We start from the raw sequence: 25,779 nt of genomic DNA, 5'->3' as shown, positions 1-25,779 counted from the left end.
AGGACGTGGACGGAAAAATTTTGATCGCGGTTGTCACCAGCGGGGTTTACTGGATTCTTGGCCTGGTGGCACTTGCCCTGGAACTGTGGGCGTTCGCGGACTGCCTGCGCCATAAGCCGACGCTCTTCGTGGCGGCTTCAAAGCGCACCAAGATGTTCTGGTTGGCGCTCACAGGCGTTGCGCTTGCGATCGGCGCCCTGACCGTATTGACGGGCGGCAGCAGCCTTGGACTGTTCGGCATCGCCGCCGTCACCGCAGCGTGCGTGTACCTTGCCGATGTCCGTCCCGCCCTGCGCGAGGCCGGCAGCGGCGGCAACCGGAACGTCGGCCCGTACGGTCCCTGGTAAACAGCCTTACTGAGGCGCCACCGCGTCCCACGCCACCGTCACTTCACCCAACCGCCACCTCGCCGGACCATCCTGAAGCGGCCACCCGGCGTCGCGCAGTGAACTACACATGCCCGTCCAGCGTTGCCGGTTCCCGAACGATGCCAACGGCGCAGCTTCCAACCAGGATTTGTCCATGGCCTGCAGGAAGGCATGAATCGGCTCGCCCGGGATGTTCCGGTGAATCAGGGCCTTGGGTAGCCGCTCGGCCACCTCGGACGGCAACTCAAAACTGCCGAACCGCACGGAAAAACTCAGGCTCAAAGGGCGCTCGGCATCCAAAGCCACCCACGTGACGCGTCGGCCGATTTCGTCGCACGTGCCATCAATGAACAGCCCGCCGGGCGCCAACCGCGATTGCACCAGCCGCCAGATTCCGCCCACGTCGGCTTCCTCATATTGGCGCAGCACGTTGAAGGCCCGCACCAACACCGGGTTACCGGGAACGGGGACTTCGAAACCGCCCACGTGAAAGCTGAGCCCGGGCCGTTCGAGCGCTTTGGCAGTCCGAACGCGCTCCGGCTCAATCTCGATCCCGCAGACCCGGACATCCGGCCGCACGGCCTGCAAGCGTTCGAAAAGCTCGACGGCGGTGGTCGGCGAGGCGCCATAGCCCAGGTCCACCACAAGGGGGTCGACGGCGGCGCGCAGCCGCCACGCCTGCGGTCCGGCAAGCCACCGGTCCAGGCGTCGCATGCGGTTGGGGTTGGTGGTGCCGCGGGTGATGTTGCCAACCGGCTTCCCGCCCCGACTGCGGGGAGAGCCCACCCGTTCCGCTTTTTGCACCACGGCCCCCACTTTATCGCTGCGCGCATCAGACCGGGGAGTCCGTTGCCGGACGTAACGCCGGGCAGGGCACGGAGCTGCTCGGCTAGGATGAAAACCATGACTTACAAGCTGATTCTGCTGCGCCATGGCCACAGCGAATGGAACGCCAAGAACCTGTTCACCGGTTGGGTGGACGTTGACCTGAACGATCAAGGCCGCCAAGAAGCAGTGCGCGGTGGAGAGCTCCTGGTTGAGAATGACGTCCTCCCGGACGTCCTCTACACCTCGCTGCTGAAGCGTGCCATCAACACCGCCAACATGGCCCTGGACAAGGCCGACCGCGGCTGGATTCCGGTTAAGCGCGATTGGCGCCTCAACGAACGCCACTACGGCGCGTTGCAGGGCAAGGACAAGGCCCAGACCCTGGCCGAGTTCGGCGAAGAGCAGTTCATGGAATGGCGCCGCAGCTACGACACCCCGCCGCCGCCCCTGTCTGACGACAGCGAATTCTCCCAGGCCCACGACGTCCGCTACAAGGATCTTGGTGACGCCCTCCCGCGCACCGAGTGCCTCAAGGACGTCCTTGTGCGCCTGCTCCCTTACTGGGAATCGGACATCAAGGAAGACCTCAAGGCCGGCAAGACCGTGCTGGTCACAGCCCACGGCAACTCACTGCGCGCCCTCGTGAAGCACCTGGACGGCATCAGCGACGACGCCATTGCCGGCCTCAACATCCCCACGGGCATCCCGCTGGTGTACGAACTGGATGAGGACTTCCAACCCATCAACCCGGGCGGAACCTACCTGGATCCCGACGCAGCAGCCCAGGCCATCCTCGCGGTGGCCAACCAGGGCAAAAAATGACGTTGTAGCTAACGACGACGACGGCCGGTCACCTGAGGTGACCGGCCGTCGTCGTTAATGCTGTTGTGGCTAGAAGCCTTCAGGCTGCCATTCACCGGTCACCAAGTAGGTGACCTTGCGAGCGACCGAAACGCCGTGATCGGCGAAGCGCTCGAAGTAGCGGCTCGCCAGGGCGACGTCCACGGTGGTAGACGGGCTCTCGGTCCACTCGGGGGAAGCAATCGCCTTGAAGACGCTGAGGTGGAGGTCGTCCACGGCGATGTTGATCTTGAGGATGTCGCGGGCAACCTCAAGGTCGCGCGTTTCCAGCAGTTCAATGACCTTGGCGGTGATCTCGATGTCGTGCTGGGCCATGGCTTTGAAGGTCTGGGTCAGCGAAGCGGGGATCACGGTAGCCGGGTAGCGGAGGCGTGCCAGCTGGGCCACGTGGCGGGCCAGGTCACCCATGCGTTCCAGCGACGCGCTCATGCGCAGCGAACCTACGATCATGCGGAGGTCGCTGGCCACCGGGCCCTGCAAGGCAAGGATGTCGATGGCACGCTCGTCGAGGCTGTTCTGCAGGAAGTCGATCCGCGCATCTGCCGCGATGACGTCCTGGGCAAGATCCACGTCCGCGCCTTCGAAGGAGGTAGTCGCCTTCGTGATTGCTTCGTGAACCAGCTTGGAGATCTCGATGAGGTCGTCACCTACCTGGGTGAGCTCCTCCTGAAAAACCTTGCGCACTAAGGCGTCCTTTCCTTGGAAATCCGGCTCCCATGGGGCGGGGCGGATCTCAAAACCATTGGCAGTCCAACCAGTAACTGTGTCAGGGGCCAGTGAACGGTTCGGCACCTTTAGATGAACGTTAGTTGAACCGTCCGCGTTTAGGGCCCGATCACTGCTTGGCCGTGTTTCCACAGCATAAGCTGGACACGTGGATCCATTGCTCATAGGTGTCGTCGCTGGCCTTGTAGGCCTGTCGTTGGGCGTCTTTGGCATGCTCGCTTTCAGGATCAGCGAACGTCAGCGGAGCATCGTGGACCTGGACGTCAGTGAACCCCTGCTTCCTGAGGGTGCCGCGGAGGTGCTGTCCGTCGTCGGGCGTGCCTTTGTGGTGGTGGACGCGATCGACGGCGTGGTCCGCGCCAGTCCTGCAGCCTACGCGTACGGCTTGGTACGCGGGCACACCGTGGTCCACAAACAACTCCTGGACATGACCGCTAAGGTCCGCCGCGACGGCGTGATCCTCGAAGAGCAGTACGAACTCCCGCGCGGCCCGCTGGGCAAAGGGACCATTGTGGTTCAGGTACGCGCAGCCATGCTCGGGTGGGAATACATCGTGCTCCTGGCCGACGACCGTACCGAGATCACCCGCACCGAGGAAATCCGGAACGACTTCGTGGCCAACGTCTCCCACGAGCTCAAGACCCCCGTCGGCGCCATCTCCCTCCTGGCCGAGGCCCTCGAAGCCTCGCCGGATGACGAAGAGGCAGTGCGCCGCTTCGCCAAGCGCATGCACAAGGAATCCGGGCGATTGGCAGCACTGGTCCAGGACATCATTGAACTTTCCCGCCTGCAGGGAGCCAACGTCGCCCAGCGGGGTCTCCCGGTGGACATCAATACCGTCATCACAGAAGCGGTTGATCGTTCCCAGCTGCCGGCCGAGAGCAAGAACATCCAGATCGTGGTGGGCGGTCACTCTGAGGCACTGGTGTTTGGAGACCACGACCTCCTGGTCACCGCATTGCGGAACCTGATCGACAACGCCATCCGCTACTCGCCGGAGAATACACGGGTGGGTGTGGGCGTGCGGACGCGGGAGGGCGTCGTGGCCATCTCCGTCACAGACCAAGGCGAAGGCCTCACGCCGGAGGACCAGGAGCGGGTGTTCGAACGCTTCTATCGCGTGGACGCGGCGCGATCCCGCCATACTGGCGGCACAGGACTTGGCCTCAGCATCGTCAAGCACGTGGTCTCCAACCACGGCGGTGAGGTGACTGTGTGGTCGCAGCCCGGCCAAGGGTCCACGTTCACTGTCCGCCTGCCGGAGATGGAAGGCCAGGGCGACGACGCCGGCCTGCCGCCTTCCGCTGCAGCTGCGCCCACCGAGCAACAGGGGACTGCCGACGTCGAGCCTCGTCCCTTGAGTCAACAACCCCAACGCGTGAATCATCAAAGGGGCGCCAACGGCGCCCAAGAGCAAGGAGCCAGCGCTTGAGCCGGATTTTGATAGTGGAGGACGAAGAGTCCTTCAGCGACCCCCTGTCTTATCTCCTGGGCAAGGAAGGGTTTGACGTCGAGGTAGTGGACAACGGCAGCGATGCTTTGGTGGAGTTTGACCGGAACGGTGCCGACCTCGTCCTCCTGGACCTGCAGTTGCCTGGGACGCCGGGGACGGAAGTGTGCCGCCAGCTTCGCCAGCGCTCCAGCGTGCCCGTCATCATGCTGACGGCCAAAGACTCCGAAATCGACAAAGTTGTTGGCCTGGAACTCGGCGCCGATGACTACGTCACCAAGCCGTATTCCTCCCGCGAGCTCGTGGCCCGTGTCCGTGCGGTGCTGCGTCGGCAAGGTGAGCCGGAGGAACTGATCACCTCCACAGTGCAGGCCGGTCCTGTCCGCATGGACATCGAACGCCATGTGGTGAGTGTCAACGGCGAGCAGGTTTCACTGCCGCTTAAGGAGTTCGAGCTGCTGGAAATGCTGCTCCGCAACTCAGGCCGGGTTTTGACTCGCGGCCAATTGATCGACCGCGTCTGGGGTTCGGACTACGTGGGGGATACCAAAACCCTCGATGTCCACGTCAAGCGGCTTCGGAGCAAGATCGAACCCGACCCCTCCGCACCTCGCTACCTGGTGACGGTCCGCGGCCTGGGCTACAAGTTCGAGCCGTAAGAACCCCTGCACACAACAAAGACTCTGCATACGACGAAGGAAGGGCCCCGCCGAGGCGGGACCCTTCCTTCGTTGTATCGCTTGTGGCGCGGGCCTAGTGACCGGCTCCCGGAGCCTCCGAGGTCGTCGCAGTGGACGTCGGCGTTGCCGTGGGGCTCGGCGTGGTGGGCAGGTACTTGGCGTACTCGGGGAGGGTACCGTCAAGCACCGGGACGTTGATGGTGGCGGAGTCGGAGCCGCTACGGATGGTGACCGGAACCAGGCCGCCGGGAATGACACCCGCGGTGCTGAGGATCGCTGCATCCGCGGTGTCATTCAGGAAGGTCTCGCCGTTGGCCTTGACCGGGATCTCGGTCTGGGCTCCGTTGGCACCACTCATGGTGAGGGTGGCGTCGGTGCTGGAGGAGTTGAACACAGCACCGATCACGCGGCCGGGCTCTTTCTCGCCCGAAGCAACAATCAGGATGTTGCGCAACTGCAACGAGCCGAGATCTGCTTTGATCCCGTCCGATGCCGAGTACTGGTGGGTGGTCTGCTGGGCGTTGACGAATCCACAGCCGGTGACGGACAGAAGACCGACGCCGATCGCAGCCGCCGCAATTGCCAGCTTGCCGCGCTGGACAGGGTTCATCGCAGTATTGCGCACGACACCTACTCCTCAAGAGTCATTGGAACACTTTTCAGCCATAGCCTATCGGCAAACCCCCGGAAATATGGATTCGGGAAGGCTATGTGGCGCCATACGAGAAGAGATCTTGCTCGCACGTTGCCTCCTCCATGCATCTTTCGCCTAATACGTCAAGACCTTGGAGGAAGTCGTTTGAGGGCTCATTCCCTTTATTGGCGCGGCAGGAGGGCCCTTCCGGTGCCAGTCGTATGCCTTAATCGTGATAGACTAATCTGCGGGAAAGGGGAAAGTCCACATGGTTTTTGAGGTCGGCGAGACAGTAGTTTACCCTCACCACGGTGCAGCAAAAATTGAGGAAATCAAGATGCGCACCATCAAGGGCGAAGAGAAGATGTATCTCAAGCTCAAGGTGGCTCAGGGTGATCTGACCATTGAAGTTCCAGCAGAGAATGTTGACCTTGTTGGGGTCCGGGACGTAGTGGGCAAAGAAGGCTTGGAGCACGTATTTGACGTTCTCCGCGCCGAGTTCACTGAAGAGCCTACCAACTGGTCACGTCGTTACAAGGCGAACCTGGAGAAACTTGCTTCAGGCGATGTCATCAAGGTGGCAGAGGTCGTTCGCGATCTTTGGCGTCGTGATCACGATCGCGGCCTTTCCGCAGGTGAGAAGCGGATGCTGGCCAAGGCGCGGCAGATTCTGATTTCAGAACTGGCCCTGGCTGAGAAGACAGATGAAGAGAAGGCTGCAAGCGTTCTTGACGAGGTCTTGGCTTCCTAAGAATTGAGCCCGGTGGTGCGAAAGCGCCGCCGGGTTTCTTTTTGCCACACTCCGGGTTTCATTTCCCACAAGTACTCTGGTGAGCATGAGTATTCCTACCAAGCGCTCCGTCACGGCCGTGATCGTGGTTGCTGCCGGCTCCGGTGAACGCCTCGGCTACGGCATGCCCAAAGCCCAGGTTCCGCTGGGCGGCGAGACCATCCTGATGCATGCACTCCGTGGTGTGGTTGCTTCCGATGTCGCGCGCCAGATCTGCGTCGCCGTGCCCAAGGGGGACACGGCCCTGCGTGAGTCAATTGCCGAGTTCACCATTGACCTGGTGGACGGCGGCCCTGAAATCTCGGTGGTCGACGGCGGTTCATCCCGCGCGGATTCGGTCCGCGCCGCCATGGCTGCTTTGGAGGACGGGACAGAACTTGTCCTGGTCCATGACGCCGCACGTGCCTTGACCCCCGAGCGGGTCTTCCAACGCGTATCTGCAGCCTTGGCTTCCGGAGCGAAGGCCGTCATTCCCACCATGCCGGTAGTGGATACCATCAAGACCGTTGCCGAAACCAGCGGCTCAGACGCATCCATCGCCCCGGAGGTCGTCACAGGCACAGCTCCCCGCGAGCATCTCCGTGCCGTGCAGACCCCGCAGGGTTTCGAACTGGCCGTCCTGCGCAGGGCCCACGAAGCCGCCGGGCTCTTCGATGACAAACAGTCAGCAGCTGTCACTGACGACGCCATGCTGGTGGAGCTCCTGGGCGTTCCGGTGCACGCTGTCCGCGGCGCAAGCCAGTCGCTGAAGATCACCACACCGTTGGACCTGATCATCGCCGAAGGCCTGTTGGAAGGCCCGCTGGGGATTCGATGGGTGGAAGGCTGATGACACTGAATATGGTCCTTCCCCGAACTGGGGTCGGGATAGATGTCCACGCATTCGCGCCTGAAGATGACCCGCAGCCGCTCTGGTTGGGCGGGCTCTTCTGGGAAGGCGAGCAAGGGCTTTCAGGGCATTCCGACGGCGACTGCGTAGCCCACGCTGCTGCCGACGCGCTGTTCTCCGCCTGCGGAATCGGTGACCTTGGTACGCACTTCGGCACGGACCGCCCCGAGTTCGCGGGCGCCTCAGGTGTGATGCTGCTCAGCGAGGCCGCACGCATTGTGCGTGCGGCAGGATTCGAGATCGGCAACGTGGCCGTGCAGTTCGTTGCTAACCGTCCCAAGTTCGGGCCACGCCGGGAAGAATCCCAGCGTGTCTTGAGCGAAGCAGCAGGTGCGCCGGTCAGTGTCACGGCAACCACCAGCGACGGACTCGGCTTCACGGGACGCGGCGAAGGGATTTCCGCGGTTGCCACGGCCCTCGTGTACCCCGCTGGCGTCTCCGCGGTGACCCCGGCGGAGCCTGGTCCTGCGAAAGGTGCGCCGCATGCCTAAGTCACGTGCCGGCGTCGTGCGTTCCGCTGTGGTGTCTGCGGGCTTGGCCGCAGCGCTCCTGCTGAGTGGTTGCGGAGGGACCCAAACCATGGACGTCAAGGCCAGCTGCGAGTTCCTGAACAACGACACCTTCAAGCCCGACGGTAACCAGCAACAGCAGTCGAAACAGATCGCCGAGCACTATCACCAGATCGCTGGGAAACTGGCGCCGGAGGTCGGGAACCCCATCAAGGAGATGGCCGCGATCATGGACGAAGCAGCGGGATCGTCCCTCGGGGCAGCCACCCAGGACCAGCAGGAGAAGCTCAAAGTCCAGTTCAACAAGATCGGCGAATACTGCAAGTAGGCAGGTCACGTCGAGTCATCGGCTAATCTGGAGCGGTGACCCTGCGCTTCTATGACACCGCCTCCGCCGAAGTCCGCGACTTCGTTCCCCTCGAAGACGGCAAGGCCAGCGTGTACTACTGCGGGGCCACCGTCCAAGGAATGCCGCACGTGGGCCACGTCAGGTCGGCCATCGCCTTTGACCAGCTGACGCGCTGGCTCGAGTTCCGGGGCCTCCGGGTCACGGTGGTACGCAACGTCACGGACATCGACGACAAGATCCTGGCCAAGTCCGCGCAGTCGTTCGGGCCGGACTGGGACGCCGAGCCATCCGCGCGCCAAGCCGAAGAATGGTGGGCACTGGCATACCGCTACGAGCAGGAATTCGAGAATGCGTACGAATCCCTCGGCGTGCAGCGGCCCACCTATGAGCCCCGCGCCACGGGCCACATCCCGGAAATGCATGCCCTCATCCAGCGCCTCATCGACCGCGGCCACGCTTACCCCGCCTTGGACGATTCCGGCGACGTTTACTTCGACGTCCGCTCCTGGAGCAAATACGGTTCGCTGACCCGCCAGAATATTGACGACATGCAGGGAGCAACGGACGTCGAGGCTCAATTCATCAGCAGGAAGCGCGATCCGCGCGACTTCGCGCTGTGGAAGGGTTTCAAAGACGGTGAGCCCGTCACCGCCAAGTGGGAGTCCCCTTGGGGCGCAGGCCGTCCCGGCTGGCACCTGGAGTGCTCAGCCATGGTCACCAAATACCTGGGCCCCCGGTTTGATATCCACGGTGGGGGACTGGACCTTCGCTTCCCGCACCACGAGAACGAGATGGCCCAGTCCCAGGCCGCCGGCGACGATTTCGCCAACTTCTGGATGCACAACGGCATGGTCACCTACGAGGGCGAAAAGATGTCCAAGTCGATTGGCAACACGGTGAGCCCGGCCGAGATGCTCCAGCTCGCATCGCCTCGCGTGGTCCGCTACTACCTTGGCCAGGCCCACTACCGTTCCATCCTGGACTACCGGCCCACCTCGCTGCAGGAGGCCGCGGCCGCCGTCGAGCGGATTGACGGTTTCATCCACAAGGCATCTTCCAAGGTGGACACGGATGCCTCGGACGTGTCCCCGCAGGCGAATATGCCCGCGGCTTTCATCGCAGCCATGGACGACGACCTCAACGTCCCCCAGGCGCTGGGCGTCCTGCACGAAACCGTGCGGGCAGGCAACACCGCCCTGGCTGCCGGTGACCTTGAAGGCGCGAAATCGGCCCTCTACAGTGTGCTGTCCATGACCGAAGTGCTTGGCCTGGATTCGGTCAAACGTCCCGAAGCCGTCCAAGGGCGCGAGCACGCGGCCCTGGAAGTGCTGATCGAAGCTCAACTCGAAGCCCGTGCCGCCGCCAGAGCCAGCAAGGACTGGGCCGCGTCCGACGCGATCCGTGACACGCTCGCCGCCGCCGGCGTCGTCGTCGAAGATGGTGCGGACGGCGCCACCTGGAGCCTGAAACGCGACTGACAAACCGGCGCGACAGCCGAATTGCATCGGGTCAGTAGACTTGATTCCAGACTTACTCACAAAATCAAGGATGGAATCTCATGGCCAATAATGGTCGCCGGTCGGTCAAACAGAAGAAGGGCCCCACCACCGGAACCGGTGGCCACGGCCGCAAGGCCCTGGAAGGCAAGGGTCCTACGCCCAAAGCGGAGGAACGCACCTACCACAAGGCATACAAGAACAAGCAGCTGGCTGAGCGCTCGGCTGCCAAGCGCGGCCCGGGCACTCGTCCCGGCGGTGCAGGCGCCCGCTCCGGCCCCAAGGGCCGTGCCACGGAAGAGCTGGTAACGGGCCGTAACTCGGTGGTCGAGGCCCTCCGCGCCGGCATCCCCGCCAAGGCACTGCACGTCGCCATCCGCATTGAGATGGACGACCGCGTCAAGGAATCCCTCAAACTCGCGGCCGAACGCGGCATTCCGCTGCTCGAAACCGGCAAGGTTGAGCTGGACCGCATGACCGAGGACGCCGTCCACCAAGGCCTCGTACTGCAGATCCCGCCGTACGAATACGAGGACGCATACGACCTCGCCGAGACGACCCTCGCCAAGTGGAAGAAGGGGCACATTTCCAACGCCCCCATCTTCGTTGCACTGGACGGCATCACCGACCCCCGCAACCTCGGCGCGATCATCCGCTCCGTCTCCGCTTTCAGCGGCCATGGCGTGATCGTCCCCGAGCGTCGCTCCGTCGGCGTCACGGCGTCCGCCTGGAAGACCAGCGCCGGTGCCGCTGTCCGCGTCCCGGTTGCCCGCGCGTCGAACCTGAACAACGCTCTCAAGCAGTTCAAAAACATGGGCATCTACGTGCTCGGCCTGGACGGAGACGGCGACGTCTCGCTGCCGGACCTCACCGTGGCAACCGAGCCCGTGTGCATCGTAGTGGGCTCCGAAGGCAAGGGCCTCAGCAGGCTCGTGCGCGAAAACTGCGACCAAATCGTCTCGATCCCGATCGACTCCGCCATGGAATCGCTCAACGCATCCATGGCCGTCGGAATCTCCTTGTACGAAGTGTCGAGGCAGCGCGCCGCTAAGTAATCCTCGAGAAGGCGCCGCAAGCGCCATCCTCCGCGTGCTCGCTCGTTCCTCGCTTAGACGCACGCTACCGGATGGCCCTTGCGGCGCCTTTCGTGTGCCTGAGCTGCAACGCTCTCTCACATCCCTCGGGTTTGGGCCGGACGCTCTATCACATCCGTCGGGTTTGGGCCGCCGAGCAAAATGGGGAATCCACCGGGACGGGTTAGAAGTCGCGGCGGTTGGCCAGCACGGGAAGTTTTTGGCGGGCGTCTTCCACAGTGGCGGGGTCGAGGTCGTAGAAAATAAGGCCCGGCTCGCCTTCGAGGGCTTCCAGTACCTGTCCGAACGGGGATACGACGGCGGAGTACCCCACTCCCGTGGGCGCGGAACCTTTAACCTCGATGCCTTGGCTTGCCGGATCGCCTTGGCCGCAGGCGAGGACGATCGTGGTGGTGTCCACGGCGCGGGCACGGGCCAGGAGTTGCCACTGCTCGGCCTTGCCGGGCCCGGAACCCCAAGACGCGGAAACGATGTTGACCACGGCTCCGCGCTGGGCATTGGCCATGAACAAGGCGGGGAAACGGATGTCGTAGCAGGTGGCCAAACCAAAGGTGAGACCACCGGCGTCGAACGTTACCGGATCGGTGCCAGCCTCAACGGTGTCCGATTCCGCAAAACCGAACGCGTCAAAGAGGTGGATTTTGTCGTAGCTCGCTTCCACGCCCAATCCCGTGGCCAGAAGCGTGTTCCGCACCCGCGGTGAACCGGAATCGGAGGGGCTGCCCGGGGTGAACATGCCCGCCACGATCACCAGCTGAAGTTCCTCGGCGAGGGCTCTCACCCGGCTGGCCCACGGCCCGTCCAACGGCTCGGCGATGTCCAGCAGCGAGTTTCCGAACGCGCGCATCATCGCCTCGGGGAACACCACCAACTCGGCGCCGCCGTCCTTGGCCCGGCGGGCGTTGTCCTCAAGGAGCCGCAGGTTGCCGGCCAGATCCCGGCCGGTGATGACTTGGGCAAGTGCCACTCGCACGATGTAACCTCCAGTTGTCTTGGTCCCAGTATGCCAATCCGACTGGCAAGGAGGCAGAGCAAGGCGACACAATTGCTTCCCTCCATCCCCACCCGGCCGGACTCACATGCGGCGTTTCAGCACGTGAGTGGCTGATCAAATCCCGCCATATTGGGGCAAGTAATGAAATCGAGACGCTGAACGTCGTCACATGGCGGGCCCGCGCGGTACATGCTTTGCGTGGAACTAAACTTGCAAGCAATGGTTATGCCTATTTTTGACACAGCAACTGCCCTGGACGCATCGCAACCCAGGCCCCTCGGACTGAGCACGCCCCAGCCCGCAGTTCCCGACGCCCAGATCACCCCGGAAAATTTGGTGAACGTGGCCGTGTTCGCCCCGGATCTGGACCGGGTGGAGGTGGTGTTCCAAGCACCTGGGGAAGCTTGGCAGTCCCACATCCTGTCCAACACCGAGGACGGCGTGCACTTCAGCCTTGTCAACGGCATGCCGTCAGGCACCCGCTACGGCTTCCGGGCCGCCCCGAGCGAGGGCGGGCTTCCTCTGTCCATGCCAGCTTTGGACCTGGATAACGACGGCGGCCAGCCGCTGCTGCTCGATCCTTATGGCCGCGCCGTGGACCAGCGGGGCGAGTTCCTCACCAGTGTCCACGTGGAGACAGGCTTTGATTGGGGCGACGATCAACCGCCCCGGACGCCCATGCGTACCTCGGTGATCTATGAGGCACACGTCCGAGGCCAGACCATGCTCCACCCGGACATCCCGGAGCACCTCCGCGGGACGTATGCGGGCATGGCGCATCCTGTGATGATCCAGCACCTCACCGAACTAGGCATCACCGCTGTCCAGCTCCTGCCCATTCATTTCCACCTGGATGAGTCCCATCTTCAGGACCTGGGAATGACCAATTATTGGGGCTACAACACGGCCGCTTTTTTCGCTCCCCACGCTGACTACGCCACGGAGGCGGCTCGCAACGCTGGCCCCCATGCGGTGCAGGATGAGCTCAAGGGCATGATCAAGCTGCTCCATGCGGCGGGGATCGAAGTCATCCTTGACGTCGTGTACAACCACACCGCCGAGGCGGGGCCGGACGGACCGCCACTGAGCTTCCGTGGATTGGCTGAGAAACGCTATTACCGGCACGATGCCCACGGCCGTTACTTGGATACCACCGGGTGCGGCAACACCTTGGATTTCAGTGATCCAGTAGTGGTTGACCTGGCATTGGATTCCTTGCGTTACTGGGTGAACGACTTCCATGTGGACGGGTTCCGCTTCGACCTCGCCGTGACACTGTGCCGCGATGCCAGCAACACCTTTGATCCGCAGCACCCATTCCTGCAGGCGATTGCCGAGGACCCCGTACTATCAGGGGTCAAACTGATCGCCGAACCTTGGGACGTGGGCTACGGTGGCTGGCAGACCGGCCGCTTCCCGCAGGGCTGGTCGGACTGGAATGACCATTTCCGCGACGGCGTCCGGAGCTTCTGGCTCTCCGACCGGGCTGCCATGGAATCCGGTGGCCATGGCGGCTCCATTGCGTCACTGGCTGAGCTGATGGCGGGCTCCGCCAATCTCTTCGCGTCATCGGGACGCACACGGCTGGCCAGCGTCAACTTCATCACTGCTCATGACGGCTTTACCCTCAAAGACCTGGTGAGCTACGACCGTAAGCACAATGAGGCTAACGGCGAGCAGAACCGGGATGGCCACGGAGACAACCGCAGCTATAACCACGGCGTGGAGGGGCGGAGCGAAAACGAGGCAATCGTGGCCGCCCGCGCACTGTCGGTCCGCAATCTGATGGCCACTTTGCTCCTGTCTTTCGGTGTTCCCATGATCACTGCCGGTGACGAGATCGGGCGGACCCAACAGGGCAACAACAATGCCTACTGCCAGGACAACCCCACGGCTTGGCTCGATTGGAGCCGGACCCAGGAAGCCAATGCCATGTTCAGGACCACGCGCGAACTGGTCAGGCTGCGCCGGTGGTTTCTGCGGCATCAGCCCGAGAGTTTCCCCGGCAACGCCAACGACTCCAGCTTGCAATGGTTTGATGACAAGGGAAAGCGGATGACTCCGGCGCGCTGGAACGAGCCCGACCTCCGTTCCGTCCAGCTCCTGATGGGTCACGAGGACAGTGAGATCCGCGGCTTGATCTCGGTGAACGGCAGCAACCAGGACGTGAAAATGGTCCTGCCTGAGATTTTGAGCGAGTCAGGCATCGGTAAGCGCATGTTCGAACTTCGCTTCACCACCTCGGTGCTGCATGAGCGCAGGAAGGGGGCGTTGGTGGCTTCCGGCGAGCGGGATATCCTGCAAGCCAACACCATTAACGTCTACCGCACCTAGGCACTAACCACGCAGGGAGTTCACCGCATGAGCAGCCGAAACAAACTGGTGGCCTTCGCGGGACTGGTGATCGCCGTCGTCGTGCTGGTGGTTGCCATGGTGGGCGGAGGCTCACTGACCGCGCAAACCACGACGCCGGAACCTGGCTCTCCGTCGACGTCACCGAAGGCAGCAACCACCGCAGCTGCCACCCCTGCCGTCGCCAACCCTTCTGCGCTGCCCTCCATCAACGCCTCGCAGCTACCCAGGGAAGCCCGCCAAACCCTTGCCCTGATTGCTAAGGGCGGCCCGTACCCTTACGACCGTGACGGCGTGAATTTCGGCAACTTCGAGGGTTTGCTGCCCAAGAAGTCCGGTGGTTTCTACAAGGAGTACACAGTGCCTACGCCAGGGGAGTCGGACCGTGGCGCGCGACGAATCATTGTGGGCAAGGACTCAGCCAAGTACTACACACCGGACCATTACGAGTCCTTCAAATTCATTGTCGAAGACAAGTAGGAGCTCATGAAGATTTATTCCGCAGACACCTGGACGCTTGAAGAACTGCAAGAGCAGGTCTCCGACGCCGGCCGCCGGACCCTCCTTGTCCCGCCGGCGACCACCAAGCAGGCGGTTCTGGAGGTTTTCGGCCAGGTCCTCGACTTCCCCGAGTATTACGGGGTGAACCTCGACGCCCTCAACGACTCCTTGCACGATTACGCCGATGCCCTCTCTGAGGATGACGGCAGCCCAGTCACCATGATCTGGCAAGTCCCCGCGGCCTACCGCACGGACCGCTCCTTCGGAGTAGTCTGCGAAATCCTCCAAGACGCCGAAAAGTACGCCGGACGGGACCTCACGGTCATCGCGGTCTTCGAAAACTAGTCGCGCCAACGGGCCCTATGGATCCCAACCGTAGCGGGCCTTGAGACGCAATTGGCGACCGTGACCCGGCAGCGTGCGTCAAAGCGACGAAGGAGCAGCACGCAGAGGGTTACGGTCGCCAATTGGGCTACGGCGGACTAGGCGTTCGCGATCAATCCCAGCTCAGCTTTGGATGCCAACGCTGAGTGCTTCGGGAACACCCGGACGGTATAGCCGAAGGAGCCGGACCTGTTGATCACCAAGGACCCGCTGAACAGGTGGCGTCCGCCGCCGAGGTCTTCCACCGAGTCCAGTTCGGCAACCACAATGTCTTCGAGCTCGTCGGATTCCTCGGCTCGTCCGAAGGCTACTTCCACGGAGACGTCGTCGGGTGTCAGGTTGTTGAGAGCCACGTAGGCGTTGACTTGGAGCGCGTCGCCTACCTGGGGTTCTTCGGAGACGCCCACGGAGTCAACGTGTTCCACCACAACCTCGGGCCACGCGTTCCTTACCTTGGTGGTCCAGGATGCGAGCTCCTTGGCTTCCTTGAACGCTTCGGCAACTGCCCTGCGCCCGGATACAGCGGCCGGGCAGTAGAGGTTGTTGACGTAGTCGTGGAGCATGCGTTCTGCCGAGACTGCCGGGCCCAGGTTGGCCAGCGTGTGCTTGATCATTGACACCCAGTGGGTGGGCACGGTCTCAACGCTGGATTCCGAGGGTCCGGCCGCGCCGGCGGCTTGTGCCACCGTTGTGCCGTAGAACCGTGGCGCTACCTGGGTTTCCAGGAGTTCGTAGAGTGCCGATGCCTCAATGTCGTCCCGTTCCTCGGAGGAGGCGTTGTTGTTGGCTGTGGGGATTGCCCAGCCGTTTTCGCCGTCGTACATTTCGTCCCACCAGCCGTCCAGGACGGAGAGGTTGAGCGAGCCGTTGATGGCTGCTTTCATGCCGGAGGTGCCGCACGCTTCGAGCGGGCGGAGCGGGTTGTTGAGCCAGACGTCGCAGCCGGGGAACAGGGTCCTTGCCATGGCGATGTCATAGTTGGGCAGGAACACGATCCTGTGCCGCACCTGGGGGTCGTCGGTGAACTTGACCAGGTCCTGGATCATTTTCTTGCCGGCGTCGTCTGCGGGGTGGGACTTGCCTGCAATGACCAGCTGGATGGGGTGCTTGGGGTCCAGCAGGAGGGCTTTCAACCGTGCAGGATCGCGCAGCATGAGGGTGAGCCGTTTGTAGGTGGGCACACGGCGTGCGAATCCGATGGTCAGGACGTCGGGGTCCAGCACGGAGTCGGTCCAACCGAGTTCGGCATCGGCCGCGCCGCGCTTCTTCCAGGAGGCGCGGAGCCGGCGTCGGACGTCGTCGATGAGCTGGGCGCGGAGCTCCCGGCGGAGGGCCCAGACGTCTTCGTCGCTGACGTTGTAGGCCAGGTCCCAGCGTCCCATGGCTTCGGCTTCGGCCCCGAATTGGGTCCGTGCAAGGGCGGAGATGCGGGGATCCACCCACGTGGGCACGTGGACGCCGTTGGTGACGGAGGTGATGGGGATTTCGGAGTGGTCGAATCCCGGCCAGAGTCCGGCGAACATTTCGCGGGACACCACGCCGTGCAGCTTGGCCACACCGTTTGCTCGTTGCGCCAGGCGCAGGCCCATTACGGCCATGTTGAACACCGAGGGGTTGCCGCCGTCGTAGTTTTCGCGTCCGAGTTCCAGGATGCGTTCGGTGGGCACGGCGGGTGCCAGCCCGGCTTCGAAGAAGTGCTTGATTTGCACGGTTTCGAAGCGGTCGATTCCGGCGGGTACGGGTGTGTGCGTGGTGAAGACGGTGGATGCCCGGCCGGCGGCGAGGGCTTCGTCCCAGCTGAGGGGGTGCTCGGGATTGGACATGGCTTCCTGGATGCGTTCGATCCCCAGGAAACCGGCGTGGCCTTCGTTGGTGTGGAAAACCTCGGGCGCGGGTGTGCCGGTGATCTCCTGATAGACGCGCAGGGCTTTGACGCCGCCCATGCCCAGGAGAAGTTCCTGCTGGAGCCGGTGGTCGCCGCCGCCGCCGTACAGGCGGTCGGTGATGCCGCGCGCGGCTTCGTCGTTGGAGGGGACGTTGGAGTCCAGGAGCAGCAGAGGAACACGTCCGACGTCGGCACGCCAGACATGCGCGTGGAGTTCGCGTCCGTTGGGCAGCGGCAGGGAGATGTGAACGGGCTTTCCGGGGGCGCCGTCCTTGGCAGGGTGGCGAAGCAGCGTCAGGGGGAGTCCGTCGGGGTCCAGGACGGGGTAGGTTTCCTGCTGCCAGGCGTCCCGGGAGAGCGACTGCTTGAAGTAGCCGGCCTGATACAGAAGGCCTACGCCGATCAGCGGCACGCCGAGGTCCGAAGCGGCCTTGAGGTGGTCGCCGGCGAGGATTCCGAGACCTCCGGAGTACTGCGGAAGCACTTCGGTGATGCCGAACTCGGGGGAGAAGTACGCGATGCATGCCGGAGCGTCCTCGTTGAGGTCCTGGTACCAGCGGGGTTCGCTGAGGTAGCGGTCCAGATCGGCTGCGGCGTGCTGAACGCGTTCCACAACCTCTCCGTCGTTTGCCAGGTCCTGCAGTTGCTCGCGGCTGATGGACCCCAGCAAGGCGATGGGGTCGTGCTGCGAGGCCTCCCAGAGAGCCGGGTTGAGGCTCGCGAAAAGTTCCCGAGTGGGCCGGTGCCAGGACCAGCGCAAATTGGTCGCCAGACGGGCCAGGGGCCTGATGGGCTCGGGGAGGACGGTACGGACTGTAAACCTTCGAATAGCCTTCACGAGCGCCACACTAACGGACTCGCATGGAAGCCGGAACTGCATTGGGTTTCTTTTAGGTAAAAGTCATCTTGCGTCGAGGAGAAAGGTCGTGTGCTTAGCATTCTGTGATTTTTCTCGCTAACGTCGTGGTTGTGACGAAAACCGCGCGAACCATCACCGCTCTGAAATCCAAGACGACTACGGACATCACCGAGGGACTTCGCTTCGGCCGGTTCCCCATCACGGCCGTGCAGCCGGTGGTTGAGGGTGGCCGTTTCCCGGCGAAGGCCTTGCCGGGCGAGGACCTCGTGGTTGGCGCCACGGTCTTCCGTGAAGGCCATGACCAGCTGGGCGTATCCGCTGTGCTGCTCGATCCCAAGGGCAAGGAGCGTCAGCGCGTCCGCCTGACCCCGGCCGAGGGCGAGCAATGGAAGGGCCTGGACCGCTGGGAGGGCTTGATCACGCCCGCCGGCACCGGCGCCTGGTCCTTCGTCATTGAGGCCTGGCATGACCGCTACGGCACCTGGCACCACAACGCTGAGGTCAAAGTGGGGGCCGGCATTGACGTTGAGTTGATGCTTGCCGAGGGCGCTGCCCTCCTCGCCGAAGCAGTGGACGACGCCGGACGCAGCGCTGCGGAGAAGCGCACCTTGCGTGCCGCTTCCGTTGTGCTCTCCGACACCACCAAGACTGCCGAGGAGCGCCTTGGCGCCGGCTTCAGCCCGGAGGTGCTGGCCGCCGTCGGACGCGTTCCGATCCGCGAACTGGTGACTGTTTCCGAGCGTTTCCCGCTGCAGGTGGAGCGCGACCTCGCGGGCCGCGGTTCCTGGTACGAGTTCTTCCCCCGCTCAGAGGGCGCTGTGCTGGATCACTCCACCGGTGTGTGGACCTCCGGCAACTTCCGGACGGCAGCCAGAAGGCTCGACGCCGTGGCGGAGATGGGCTTCGACATCATCTACCTGCCACCTATCCACCCGATCGGTTTTCAACACCGCAAGGGCCGCAACAACACGTTGACTCCGGGCCCGCAGGATCCCGGTTCGCCGTGGGCCATTGGTTCCCGGGACGGTGGCCATGACGCCATCCACCCGGAACTGGGTACGTTTGAGGACTTTGACGCGTTCGTAGCGCGAGCCAACGAGCTCGGACTTGAGGTTGCGTTGGACCTCGCCCTGCAGGCAGCTCCGGACCACCCTTGGGTAGCGTCCAACCCGGAGTGGTTCACCACCCGAGTGGACGGTTCCATCGCTTATGCAGAGAACCCGCCGAAAAAGTACCAGGACATTTATCCCCTGAACTTTGACAACGACCCGGCCGGCCTTTCCAAGGAGATCCTGCGGATTGTCCAGCTGTGGATCAGCCACGGCGTCAAGGTTTTCCGTGTGGACAATCCCCACACCAAGCCCGTCTGGTTCTGGGAATGGCTGATCGGCAAGATCAACAAGAAGAACCCCGAGGTTGTTTTCCTGGCCGAAGCCTTCACACGCCCGCCCATGATGCACGCTTTGGGCCGCGCGGGATTCCAGCAGTCCTACTCCTACTTCACGTGGCGGAACACCAAGACCGAGCTGGAGCAGTATTTCCACGAGGTCAGCCACGAGACCGCTGCCTTCTTCCGTCCCAACTTCTTTGTGAACACCCCGGACATTCTCACCGAGTACCTGCAGTACGGTGGCCCGGCCGCGTTCCGCATCCGGGCGGTCTTGGCCGCTACGGCCAGCCCGCTGTGGGGCGTCTATGCGGGCTATGAGTTGTACGAGCACGTGGCCCGTCCGGGCGCGGAGGAGTACATCGATAACGAAAAGTACGAGTACAAGGCGCGGGATTGGGAAGGCGCTGCCGAGTCAGGGCGGACCTTGGCGCCGTACATCACCAGGCTCAACACCATCCGCAAGGACCACGTGGCCTTGGGCGATCTGCAGAACCTGACACTTCACAGCAGCACCGACGACGCCACGATTGTCTACTCCAAGCACAAGACGCTGCCGGACGGCACCAAGGACACCTTGATCATTGTGGTCAACGTGGATCCTCACAGCACCCGCGAAAGCACGGTGTCCTTGGACCTGGGGGCCCTGCAGTTGGATCCTTCGGACTTCAACGAGGACGGCCGGTTCCGGGTGGACGACTTGATCAGCGGTGAGAGCTGGGAGTGGGGCGAGCACAACTACGTCCGCCTGGATGCCCACGTTGAGCCGGCGCACATACTGAGCATCCGGAGGCAGCCTTAGTGAGTTTTTCTCCGCAGAACCCCAGCCAGTACTTCACGCCGAAGAACACCTTCGAGTTGAACGCCCCAGGTCTCCAGCACGATCCGCACTGGTACCGCAAGGCAGTCTTCTATGAGGTACTGGTGCGGGCTTTTGCGGACGCCAACGGGGATGGGTCCGGCGACTTCCACGGCCTGATCGAGAAACTGGATTACCTCCAGTGGCTGGGTGTTGACTGCCTGTGGTTGCCGCCGTTCTTCCATTCCCCGTTGCGCGATGGCGGTTATGACATTGCGGACTACACGTCCGTGCTGGACGAGTTCGGTACCATCAGCGACTTCAAGAGGTTGGTTGCCGAGGCCCACGCCCGTGGGGTCCGTGTGATCATCGACCTCCCGTTGAACCACACCTCGGACCAGCATCCCTGGTTCCAGGAATCGCGTAAGGACCCAACGGGTCCCTACGGCGATTTCTACGTGTGGAGCGATACTGACGAGAAGTACCAGGACGCGCGCATCATCTTCGTTGACACAGAAGAGTCCAACTGGACGTTCGATCCCATCCGCCGGCAGTTCTTCTGGCACCGCTTCTTCAGCCACCAGCCGGACCTGAACTTCGAGAACCCCAAGGTGATTGAGGCGCTCTATGACGTAGTCCGCTTCTGGCTGGACCAGGGCATCGATGGCTTCCGTGCTGACGCCATCCCTTATCTGTTCGAAGAAGACGGAACCAACTGCGAGAACCTGCCTGCCACGCACACCTTCCTGCAGGACCTCCGCCGGATGGTGGACTCGAACTACCCCGGCCGGGTCATCATTGCCGAGGCGAACCAGCCCCCGCATGAGGTGGTGGAGTACTTTGGCACGGAGGAAGCCCCCGAATGCCACATGGCCTTCCACTTCCCCATCATGCCCAGGCTCTACTACGCCTTGCGGGACCAGAAGGCCGCTCCCATCATTGAGACACTGCGGAACACCCCGGAGATACCCAAGGGCGCGCAGTGGGGGACTTTCCTGAGGAACCACGACGAACTGACGTTGGAGATGGTGCCAGCAGAAGAGCGCGCCGCCATGCTCGGATGGTACGCCCCGGATCCGCGGATGCGGGCCAACATTGGTATTCGACGACGCTTGGCGCCGTTGCTGGACAACTCCCGTTCCGAGATTGAGCTGATCAACGCGCTGCTGCTGTCCTTGCCGGGCAGTCCTTTCCTCTATTACGGGGATGAGATCGGCATGGGGGACAACATTTGGCTCGATGACCGTGATGCCGTCCGAACTCCGATGCAGTGGAACCCTGATCGGAACGCAGGTTTTTCCGGTGCTGATCCAGGCCAGCTGTACCTGCCGGTCATCCAATCGCTGGTGTACAACTACAGCATGGCCAACGTTGAGGCCGAGGCCGCGCACTCAGGTTCGCTGCTGCGCTGGACCCGCCAGATCCTGAGCGTCCGGAAGAACCATCCGGTGTTTGGTCTGGGCGGTTTCCGGCATATCGAGGCGGATCATGAAGTGGTGCTCGCCTATGTTCGCGAGTTGCCGGCGGGTAACCCCGAGGGGGAGGACGCCGAAACCATATTGTGCGTCTTCAACCTCTCCCAGCACCCTGTAGCGGCAACGCTGGACATTCCCGAGTTCGCGGGCAGGGGCCTGCGCGACATTTTCGGCGGCCAGCCCTTCCCGGCGGTCGGAGACAACGGTCATCTGACCGTGATGTTGGGCAGCCACAGCTTCTATTGGCTGCGGGTTCGCTCGGCATTTTCCAATCCCTCGTCGCCTTTTACCCAGGCGATTCCCGTGGTGACCTCCAAAGGATGAGATGAACGAGGAACACTTGAGCCCCTCCATTGAAGGACTTCTCCGGACCTGGCTGCCAGGCAAGCGCTGGTTCCCGGTCAAGAGCCCCGACTTTGCGCTGGAGCAGGTGGGCGGCTTCAGCCTCCCCCATGCAAGCGGCGACGCACAGCTGGAAGTTGTGCTGTTGGCGGTAACCCACCGAACGGCCGACGGCGGTTCGCGGACTGACGTTGTTCAGGTTCCGTTGAGCTACCGGAGCCAGCCGCTATCCGATGCGCCAACAGCTTTGCTGGGCGAGGTGACGGATCCAGAACTAGGCCTGAGGCTCGTTTACGATGCCGTCTACGATTCCGACTTCGTCACAGCATGGCTGGAACTCATGCGCAGTGAAGGAACAGTGGGCGGTGCCCAAGGACACCTAACCACTGGCCGTGTAGCGCTCCCGAAAGACCCAACGTCAGTGCGTGTCCTCTCGGGTGAGCAATCCAACACGTCAGTCATCATTGACGACGGCGATTCGGCGGCGATCATCAAAATCTTCCGTGTGCTTGCCGACGGCAAGAATCCTGAAGTGGAGCTTGGCGCTGCCCTGACCGCGGCTGGCACCACGGAGGTTCCCGCGACGCTTGGCTGGATTACCGGCTCGTGGAATGGTCCGGCGTCGAACGGTTCAACAGTGGCCACCGGTGAGCTGACCGTTGCCCACGAGTTTCTCCTCGGCGGCCGGGACGCTTGGCGCCTGGCGGTGGAGGCAGCCGCGGCCGGTAAGGATTTCACCGCAGACGCCCGCGGGCTGGGCGCTGCTACTGCCACGGTTCATGCCAGGCTCGCTGAAACATTCGGAACCCAGGACGGGCAGGAACAGGGCCCGGACATCATCGCCTCAGTAGTCCGGCGCGTCCGCGGCTCGTGGGCGGAAGCCTCGTCCGCCGTCGGTCCCCATGACCAACAACTCGATGAGTTGCTGGCGGCTCTGGATCCCCGCGACGTTGGCCAGTTGCAGCGCGTCCACGGCGACCTCCACCTGGGCCAGATTCTGTTGGTTCCCGGCACTGAGGGGCAGCCAGGGCGGTGGGCCATCCTTGACTTCGAGGGCGAGCCGCTCCGGACCATTGATGAGCGCAATACTCCCGATCTTCCTTTGCGGGATGTCACCGGGATGCTGCGCTCGTTCGACTACGCAGCCGGGGCCGCCACGCTCGAAAACATCGACGTCAGAGTGCCTGAAGCCTGGGTGGATGACTGCGCTGCCGCGTTCCTTGAGGGGTATAGCGAGGTCACCCCGGGAACTATTGACCGCCGCTCGCCGCTCTTTGTGGCATTGTGGCTGGACAAGGCCTTATACGAGGTTGTTTACGAGTTGCGGAACCGGCCCGACTGGTTGTCGATCCCCGTGAATGCATCCCGACGAATCCTCGAAAACACTAGCCGCGGCAAGCATGCGGCAGCTACAGCGGAAGGTAATGACATGACTGGCTCTGCACGCACCGAACGGCCGCGAGTTCCCCTGCACGTGGACTCCGAGACCTTGGAACGCGTGGCGGCCGCCGCCTACCATGCACCCCACTCAGTGCTGGGCGCACACTTGGACGATCACGGCCACGTCACCATCCGCACCGTGAAGCACCTCGCGAAGTCCGTGGTTGTAGTGACCGAAGCCGGCCGCACCGACATGACCCACGAGGCCCACGGCGTCTGGACTGCTGTTCTGGAACCGCTGCAGGCCGGCCACGTGCCTGACTACCGTTTGGAAGTGGTGTACGACGTCGAACCCGTCACCATCGATGACCCGTACCACTACCTGCCTACCGTGGGTGAGGTGGACCTGCACCTGATCGGCGAAGGCCGCCACGAACGCCTTTGGGATGTTCTGGGTGCGCACGTTCAGCACTACCGCTCCGCGCTGGGCGAGGTGGACGGTGTTTCCTTCGCCGTCTGGGCCCCCAACGCCCAGGCCGTACGTGTGAAGGGTGACTTCAACGCGTGGGATGGCCGTTCCCACGGAATGCGTTCACTGGGGTCCTCCGGTGTGTGGGAACTGTTCATCCCGGGTGTTGTAGCAGGGGCGTGCTACAAATACGAGATCCTGACCAAGTCGGGACACTGGATTGAAAAGGCCGATCCGCTGGCTTTCGGCACCGAGGTTCCGCCACTGACGGCCTCACGTGTTGTGGACGCCAGCTACCGGTTCAAGGATGCGGAATGGATGAGCGCGCGTGCTGCGAAAGACCCGCACAACTCGCCCATGAGCGTCTACGAAGTCCACCTGGGATCCTGGCGGCTGGGCCTTGGCTACAAGGAACTCGCCAAGGAACTCGTGGACTACGTGAAGTGGCTCGGCTTCTCCCACGTTGAGTTCATGCCGGTGGCGGAGCACCCCTTCGGTGGTTCGTGGGGCTACCAAGTGACGTCCTACTTCGCGCCGACCTCACGGTTCGGACACCCGGACGAGTTCCGGTTCCTGGTGGATTCGCTTCACCAGGCCGGCATCGGCGTCCTCCTTGACTGGGTACCTGCCCACTTCCCCAAGGACTCCTGGGCGCTGGCACAGTTCGACGGCCAGCCACTGTACGAGCACTCGGACCCTGCCTTGGGCGAACACCCGGACTGGGGAACGCTGATCTTCGACTTTGGGCGCAGCGAGGTCAGGAACTTCCTGGTGTCCAACGCGCTGTACTGGCTGGAAGAATTCCACATTGATGGCCTGCGTGTAGATGCTGTTGCCTCGATGATCTACTTGGACTATTCCCGCGAAGAAGGGCAGTGGAAGCCCAACAAGTTCGGCGGGCGTGAGAACCTCGAAGCCATTTCCTTCATGCAGGAAGTCAACGCCACCGTCTACAAGTCCCACCCGGGCGCCATCATCATTGCCGAGGAATCCACCGCATTCCCCGGTGTTACGGCTCCCACCAACCACGGCGGACTCGGCTTCGGGCTCAAATGGAACATGGGCTGGATGCATGATTCGCTCAAGTACATTTCCGAAGACCCCATCAACCGCAAATGGCACCACGGCACCATCACGTTCTCCTTGGTCTATGCCTTCACTGAGAACTTCCTGCTGCCCATCAGCCACGACGAAGTAGTTCACGGCAAAGGCTCCATGCTGCGGAAGATGCCGGGCGACCGGTGGCAGCAACTGGCAAACCTGCGCGCGTTCTTTGCGTACCAGTGGGCGCATCCGGGCAAGCAGCTCATCTTCATGGGTACGGAGTTCGGCCAGGAAGCAGAATGGTCCGAACAGTACGGACTGGATTGGTTCCTCGCCGACATTCCCGCGCACCGCGGGCTGCAGCTCCTGATCAAGGATCTGAACGAGCTCTATACCGCAACGCCGGCCCTTTACCAGCGGGACAACGAGGCCGGCGGTTTCCAATGGATCAACGGCGGGGATGCTGATCACAACGTCCTCACGTTCATCCGCTGGGACCACGATGGCAAACCGCTGGTGTGCGCAGTGAACTTCTCCGGCGGTCCGCACAAGGATTACATCTTGGGCGTACCGGCAGCAGGGGAGTGGACGGAAGTCCTCAACACGGACGCTGAGACATACGGCGGCTCGGGGGTTGTCAACGCAGGATCGCTGACGGCGTCTACTCCGGGAACTGATGGACAACCTGCGGCGCTGACTGTAACGCTTCCTCCGCTGGGCGCCTCATGGTTCACGCCGGCTGGCTGATCCTCTCTCACATCACCACCCTTTTCCAGCGTCCCTAGCTCACATAACGGCCGCTTTCGAGCAACGCTCTCTCACTCACGTGGGGGAGCGTTGCTGGTTCCCGGCCGGCTTGCGTTTACGGCCGGATCTACAGGCAACGGCTCGACGACGGCGGCCCTCACCAAGGCGGCTTTGCCAACCGGGGCCAAGTGTGGGTATAGTTAGTACCCGCGCTGCTCCACTGGTTGAGACCGCAAACTGACAAGAAACCGCAAGGAAAAATCAAGTCAGTCTTGCCGATTTGACCGTAAGGAATCCAGCCGGTAGGTTTGAAAAGTTGCTCCGGAGCGATCCAGTTGAGGCTGGTGGTACTGCTCTGGGATAGTGACCTGTTGTTTGAGAACTCAATAGTGTGCCAAGTTTGTTGATACCGATTGTTTTATTGATTGGTTGAAATTATGGCTGGATCATTGCGCACCCCCGTGTGTGGTGGTCTGGTTTTCAGCTG

General features: G+C 62.7%; 21 protein-coding genes. 16 read left to right on the top strand and 5 right to left on the bottom strand.

Features of this window, described 5'->3' with window-relative positions; translation table 11 throughout:
• Nucleotides 1-5: 5 nt before the first annotated feature.
• Nucleotides 6-347 carry a DUF2516 family protein gene (locus HAV21_RS19905; protein ID WP_142936571.1) on the top strand — a complete coding sequence of 114 codons (342 nt, stop codon included), beginning with the start codon at nucleotides 6-8 and terminating at the stop codon, nucleotides 345-347.
• A 6-nt stretch (nucleotides 348-353) separates the two neighbouring features.
• On the opposite strand, the gene HAV21_RS19900 is transcribed toward HAV21_RS19905, so the two are convergent.
• Nucleotides 354-1,175, bottom strand: a complete 822-nt coding sequence (locus HAV21_RS19900; RefSeq protein ID WP_347877679.1) for a class I SAM-dependent methyltransferase — start codon at nucleotides 1,173-1,175, stop codon at nucleotides 354-356.
• A 96-nt stretch (nucleotides 1,176-1,271) separates the two neighbouring features.
• Here HAV21_RS19900 and HAV21_RS19895 point away from each other — a divergent pair, with 96 nt between their 5' ends.
• A complete protein-coding gene (locus HAV21_RS19895; protein WP_166842870.1) occupies nucleotides 1,272-2,018 on the top strand; it encodes a phosphoglyceromutase in 747 nt (248 codons plus the stop codon).
• A gap of 69 nt (nucleotides 2,019-2,087) precedes the next feature.
• On the opposite strand, the gene phoU is transcribed toward HAV21_RS19895, so the two are convergent.
• Nucleotides 2,088-2,741 carry a phosphate signaling complex protein PhoU gene (gene phoU / locus HAV21_RS19890; RefSeq protein ID WP_142936569.1) on the bottom strand — a complete coding sequence of 218 codons (654 nt, stop codon included), beginning with the start codon at nucleotides 2,739-2,741 and terminating at the stop codon, nucleotides 2,088-2,090.
• A 199-nt stretch (nucleotides 2,742-2,940) separates the two neighbouring features.
• Here phoU and HAV21_RS19885 point away from each other — a divergent pair, with 199 nt between their 5' ends.
• Nucleotides 2,941-4,215 (top strand): ATP-binding protein, encoded by a 1,275-nt coding sequence (locus HAV21_RS19885; RefSeq protein WP_208097267.1) that lies wholly within the window; start codon nucleotides 2,941-2,943, stop codon nucleotides 4,213-4,215.
• Nucleotides 4,212-4,892, top strand: a complete 681-nt coding sequence (locus HAV21_RS19880) for a response regulator transcription factor (RefSeq protein WP_020608526.1) — start codon at nucleotides 4,212-4,214, stop codon at nucleotides 4,890-4,892. The genes HAV21_RS19885 and HAV21_RS19880 overlap by 4 nt, the downstream gene beginning before the upstream one ends.
• A 94-nt stretch (nucleotides 4,893-4,986) precedes the next feature.
• Here HAV21_RS19880 and HAV21_RS19875 read toward each other — a convergent pair whose 3' ends face one another.
• The gene (locus HAV21_RS19875; protein ID WP_142936592.1) at nucleotides 4,987-5,523 is read right to left on the bottom strand and encodes a hypothetical protein; all 537 of its coding nucleotides are present in this window, start codon (nucleotides 5,521-5,523) and stop codon (nucleotides 4,987-4,989) included.
• A gap of 292 nt (nucleotides 5,524-5,815) precedes the next feature.
• On the opposite strand from HAV21_RS19875, the gene HAV21_RS19870 reads away from it, so the two are divergent.
• From HAV21_RS19870 to rlmB, 6 genes are all read left to right on the top strand, one after another.
• Nucleotides 5,816-6,298 (top strand): CarD family transcriptional regulator, encoded by a 483-nt coding sequence (locus HAV21_RS19870; protein ID WP_011690592.1) that lies wholly within the window; start codon nucleotides 5,816-5,818, stop codon nucleotides 6,296-6,298.
• A gap of 85 nt (nucleotides 6,299-6,383) precedes the next feature.
• Complete coding sequence (ispD, locus tag HAV21_RS19865; protein WP_166842869.1) at nucleotides 6,384-7,166, top strand: 2-C-methyl-D-erythritol 4-phosphate cytidylyltransferase; 783 nt, start codon at nucleotides 6,384-6,386, stop codon at nucleotides 7,164-7,166.
• Nucleotides 7,166-7,717: a 2-C-methyl-D-erythritol 2,4-cyclodiphosphate synthase gene (ispF, locus tag HAV21_RS19860; protein WP_166842868.1), complete on the top strand. Its 552-nt coding sequence runs from the start codon at nucleotides 7,166-7,168 to the stop codon at nucleotides 7,715-7,717. Before ispD ends, ispF begins: the two co-directional genes overlap by 1 nt.
• Entirely contained in the window at nucleotides 7,710-8,063 is a 354-nt protein-coding gene (locus HAV21_RS19855) for a hypothetical protein (protein WP_166842867.1), read from the top strand. The genes ispF and HAV21_RS19855 overlap by 8 nt, the downstream gene beginning before the upstream one ends.
• Before the next feature lie 35 nt (nucleotides 8,064-8,098).
• Nucleotides 8,099-9,562, top strand: coding sequence for a cysteine--tRNA ligase (gene cysS / locus HAV21_RS19850; RefSeq protein ID WP_166842866.1), 1,464 nt, complete (start codon nucleotides 8,099-8,101; stop codon nucleotides 9,560-9,562).
• A gap of 80 nt (nucleotides 9,563-9,642) precedes the next feature.
• Nucleotides 9,643-10,635, top strand: a complete 993-nt coding sequence (gene rlmB, locus HAV21_RS19845) for a 23S rRNA (guanosine(2251)-2'-O)-methyltransferase RlmB (protein ID WP_166842865.1) — start codon at nucleotides 9,643-9,645, stop codon at nucleotides 10,633-10,635.
• Between the two features lie 202 nt (nucleotides 10,636-10,837).
• Here rlmB and HAV21_RS19840 read toward each other — a convergent pair whose 3' ends face one another.
• Nucleotides 10,838-11,647, bottom strand: coding sequence for a carbon-nitrogen hydrolase family protein (locus tag HAV21_RS19840; protein WP_166842864.1), 810 nt, complete (start codon nucleotides 11,645-11,647; stop codon nucleotides 10,838-10,840).
• A 240-nt stretch (nucleotides 11,648-11,887) separates the two neighbouring features.
• Here HAV21_RS19840 and glgX point away from each other — a divergent pair, with 240 nt between their 5' ends.
• Genes glgX through HAV21_RS19825 form a run of 3 tightly spaced genes read left to right on the top strand, consistent with a single transcriptional unit; the run spans nucleotide 11,888 to nucleotide 14,866 of the window.
• Entirely contained in the window at nucleotides 11,888-14,002 is a 2,115-nt protein-coding gene (gene glgX, locus HAV21_RS19835; RefSeq protein ID WP_166842863.1) for a glycogen debranching protein GlgX, read from the top strand.
• A 27-nt stretch (nucleotides 14,003-14,029) separates the two neighbouring features.
• Nucleotides 14,030-14,500, top strand: coding sequence for a ribonuclease domain-containing protein (locus HAV21_RS19830; protein ID WP_166842862.1), 471 nt, complete (start codon nucleotides 14,030-14,032; stop codon nucleotides 14,498-14,500).
• 6 nt (nucleotides 14,501-14,506) lie between these two features.
• Nucleotides 14,507-14,866 (top strand): barstar family protein, encoded by a 360-nt coding sequence (locus HAV21_RS19825; protein WP_166842861.1) that lies wholly within the window; start codon nucleotides 14,507-14,509, stop codon nucleotides 14,864-14,866.
• A 137-nt stretch (nucleotides 14,867-15,003) separates the two neighbouring features.
• Here HAV21_RS19825 and glgP read toward each other — a convergent pair whose 3' ends face one another.
• Nucleotides 15,004-17,628, bottom strand: coding sequence for an alpha-glucan family phosphorylase (gene glgP / locus HAV21_RS19820; RefSeq protein ID WP_347877678.1), 2,625 nt, complete (start codon nucleotides 17,626-17,628; stop codon nucleotides 15,004-15,006).
• Nucleotides 17,629-17,753: 125 nt separating this feature from the next.
• On the opposite strand from glgP, the gene HAV21_RS19815 reads away from it, so the two are divergent.
• The 3 genes from HAV21_RS19815 to HAV21_RS19805 are packed head-to-tail and all read left to right on the top strand — an operon-like array spanning nucleotide 17,754 to nucleotide 25,292.
• A complete protein-coding gene (locus tag HAV21_RS19815; protein ID WP_187697050.1) occupies nucleotides 17,754-19,838 on the top strand; it encodes an alpha-1,4-glucan--maltose-1-phosphate maltosyltransferase in 2,085 nt (694 codons plus the stop codon).
• A complete protein-coding gene (treS, locus tag HAV21_RS19810; RefSeq protein WP_142936557.1) occupies nucleotides 19,838-21,634 on the top strand; it encodes a maltose alpha-D-glucosyltransferase in 1,797 nt (598 codons plus the stop codon). Before HAV21_RS19815 ends, treS begins: the two co-directional genes overlap by 1 nt.
• A 1-nt stretch (nucleotide 21,635) precedes the next feature.
• Complete coding sequence (locus tag HAV21_RS19805) at nucleotides 21,636-25,292, top strand: 1,4-alpha-glucan branching enzyme (RefSeq protein ID WP_166842860.1); 3,657 nt, start codon at nucleotides 21,636-21,638, stop codon at nucleotides 25,290-25,292.
• The last annotated feature ends 487 nt before the right edge of the window (nucleotides 25,293-25,779 follow it).

Origin of the sequence: Paenarthrobacter sp. MSM-2-10-13 (assembly GCF_011605365.1) — a bacterium.
GTDB lineage: Bacteria > Actinomycetota > Actinomycetes > Actinomycetales > Micrococcaceae > Arthrobacter.
The sequence above is the reverse complement of the archived record's forward strand: the minus strand, read 5'-3'. Positions and strand labels throughout refer to the sequence as shown.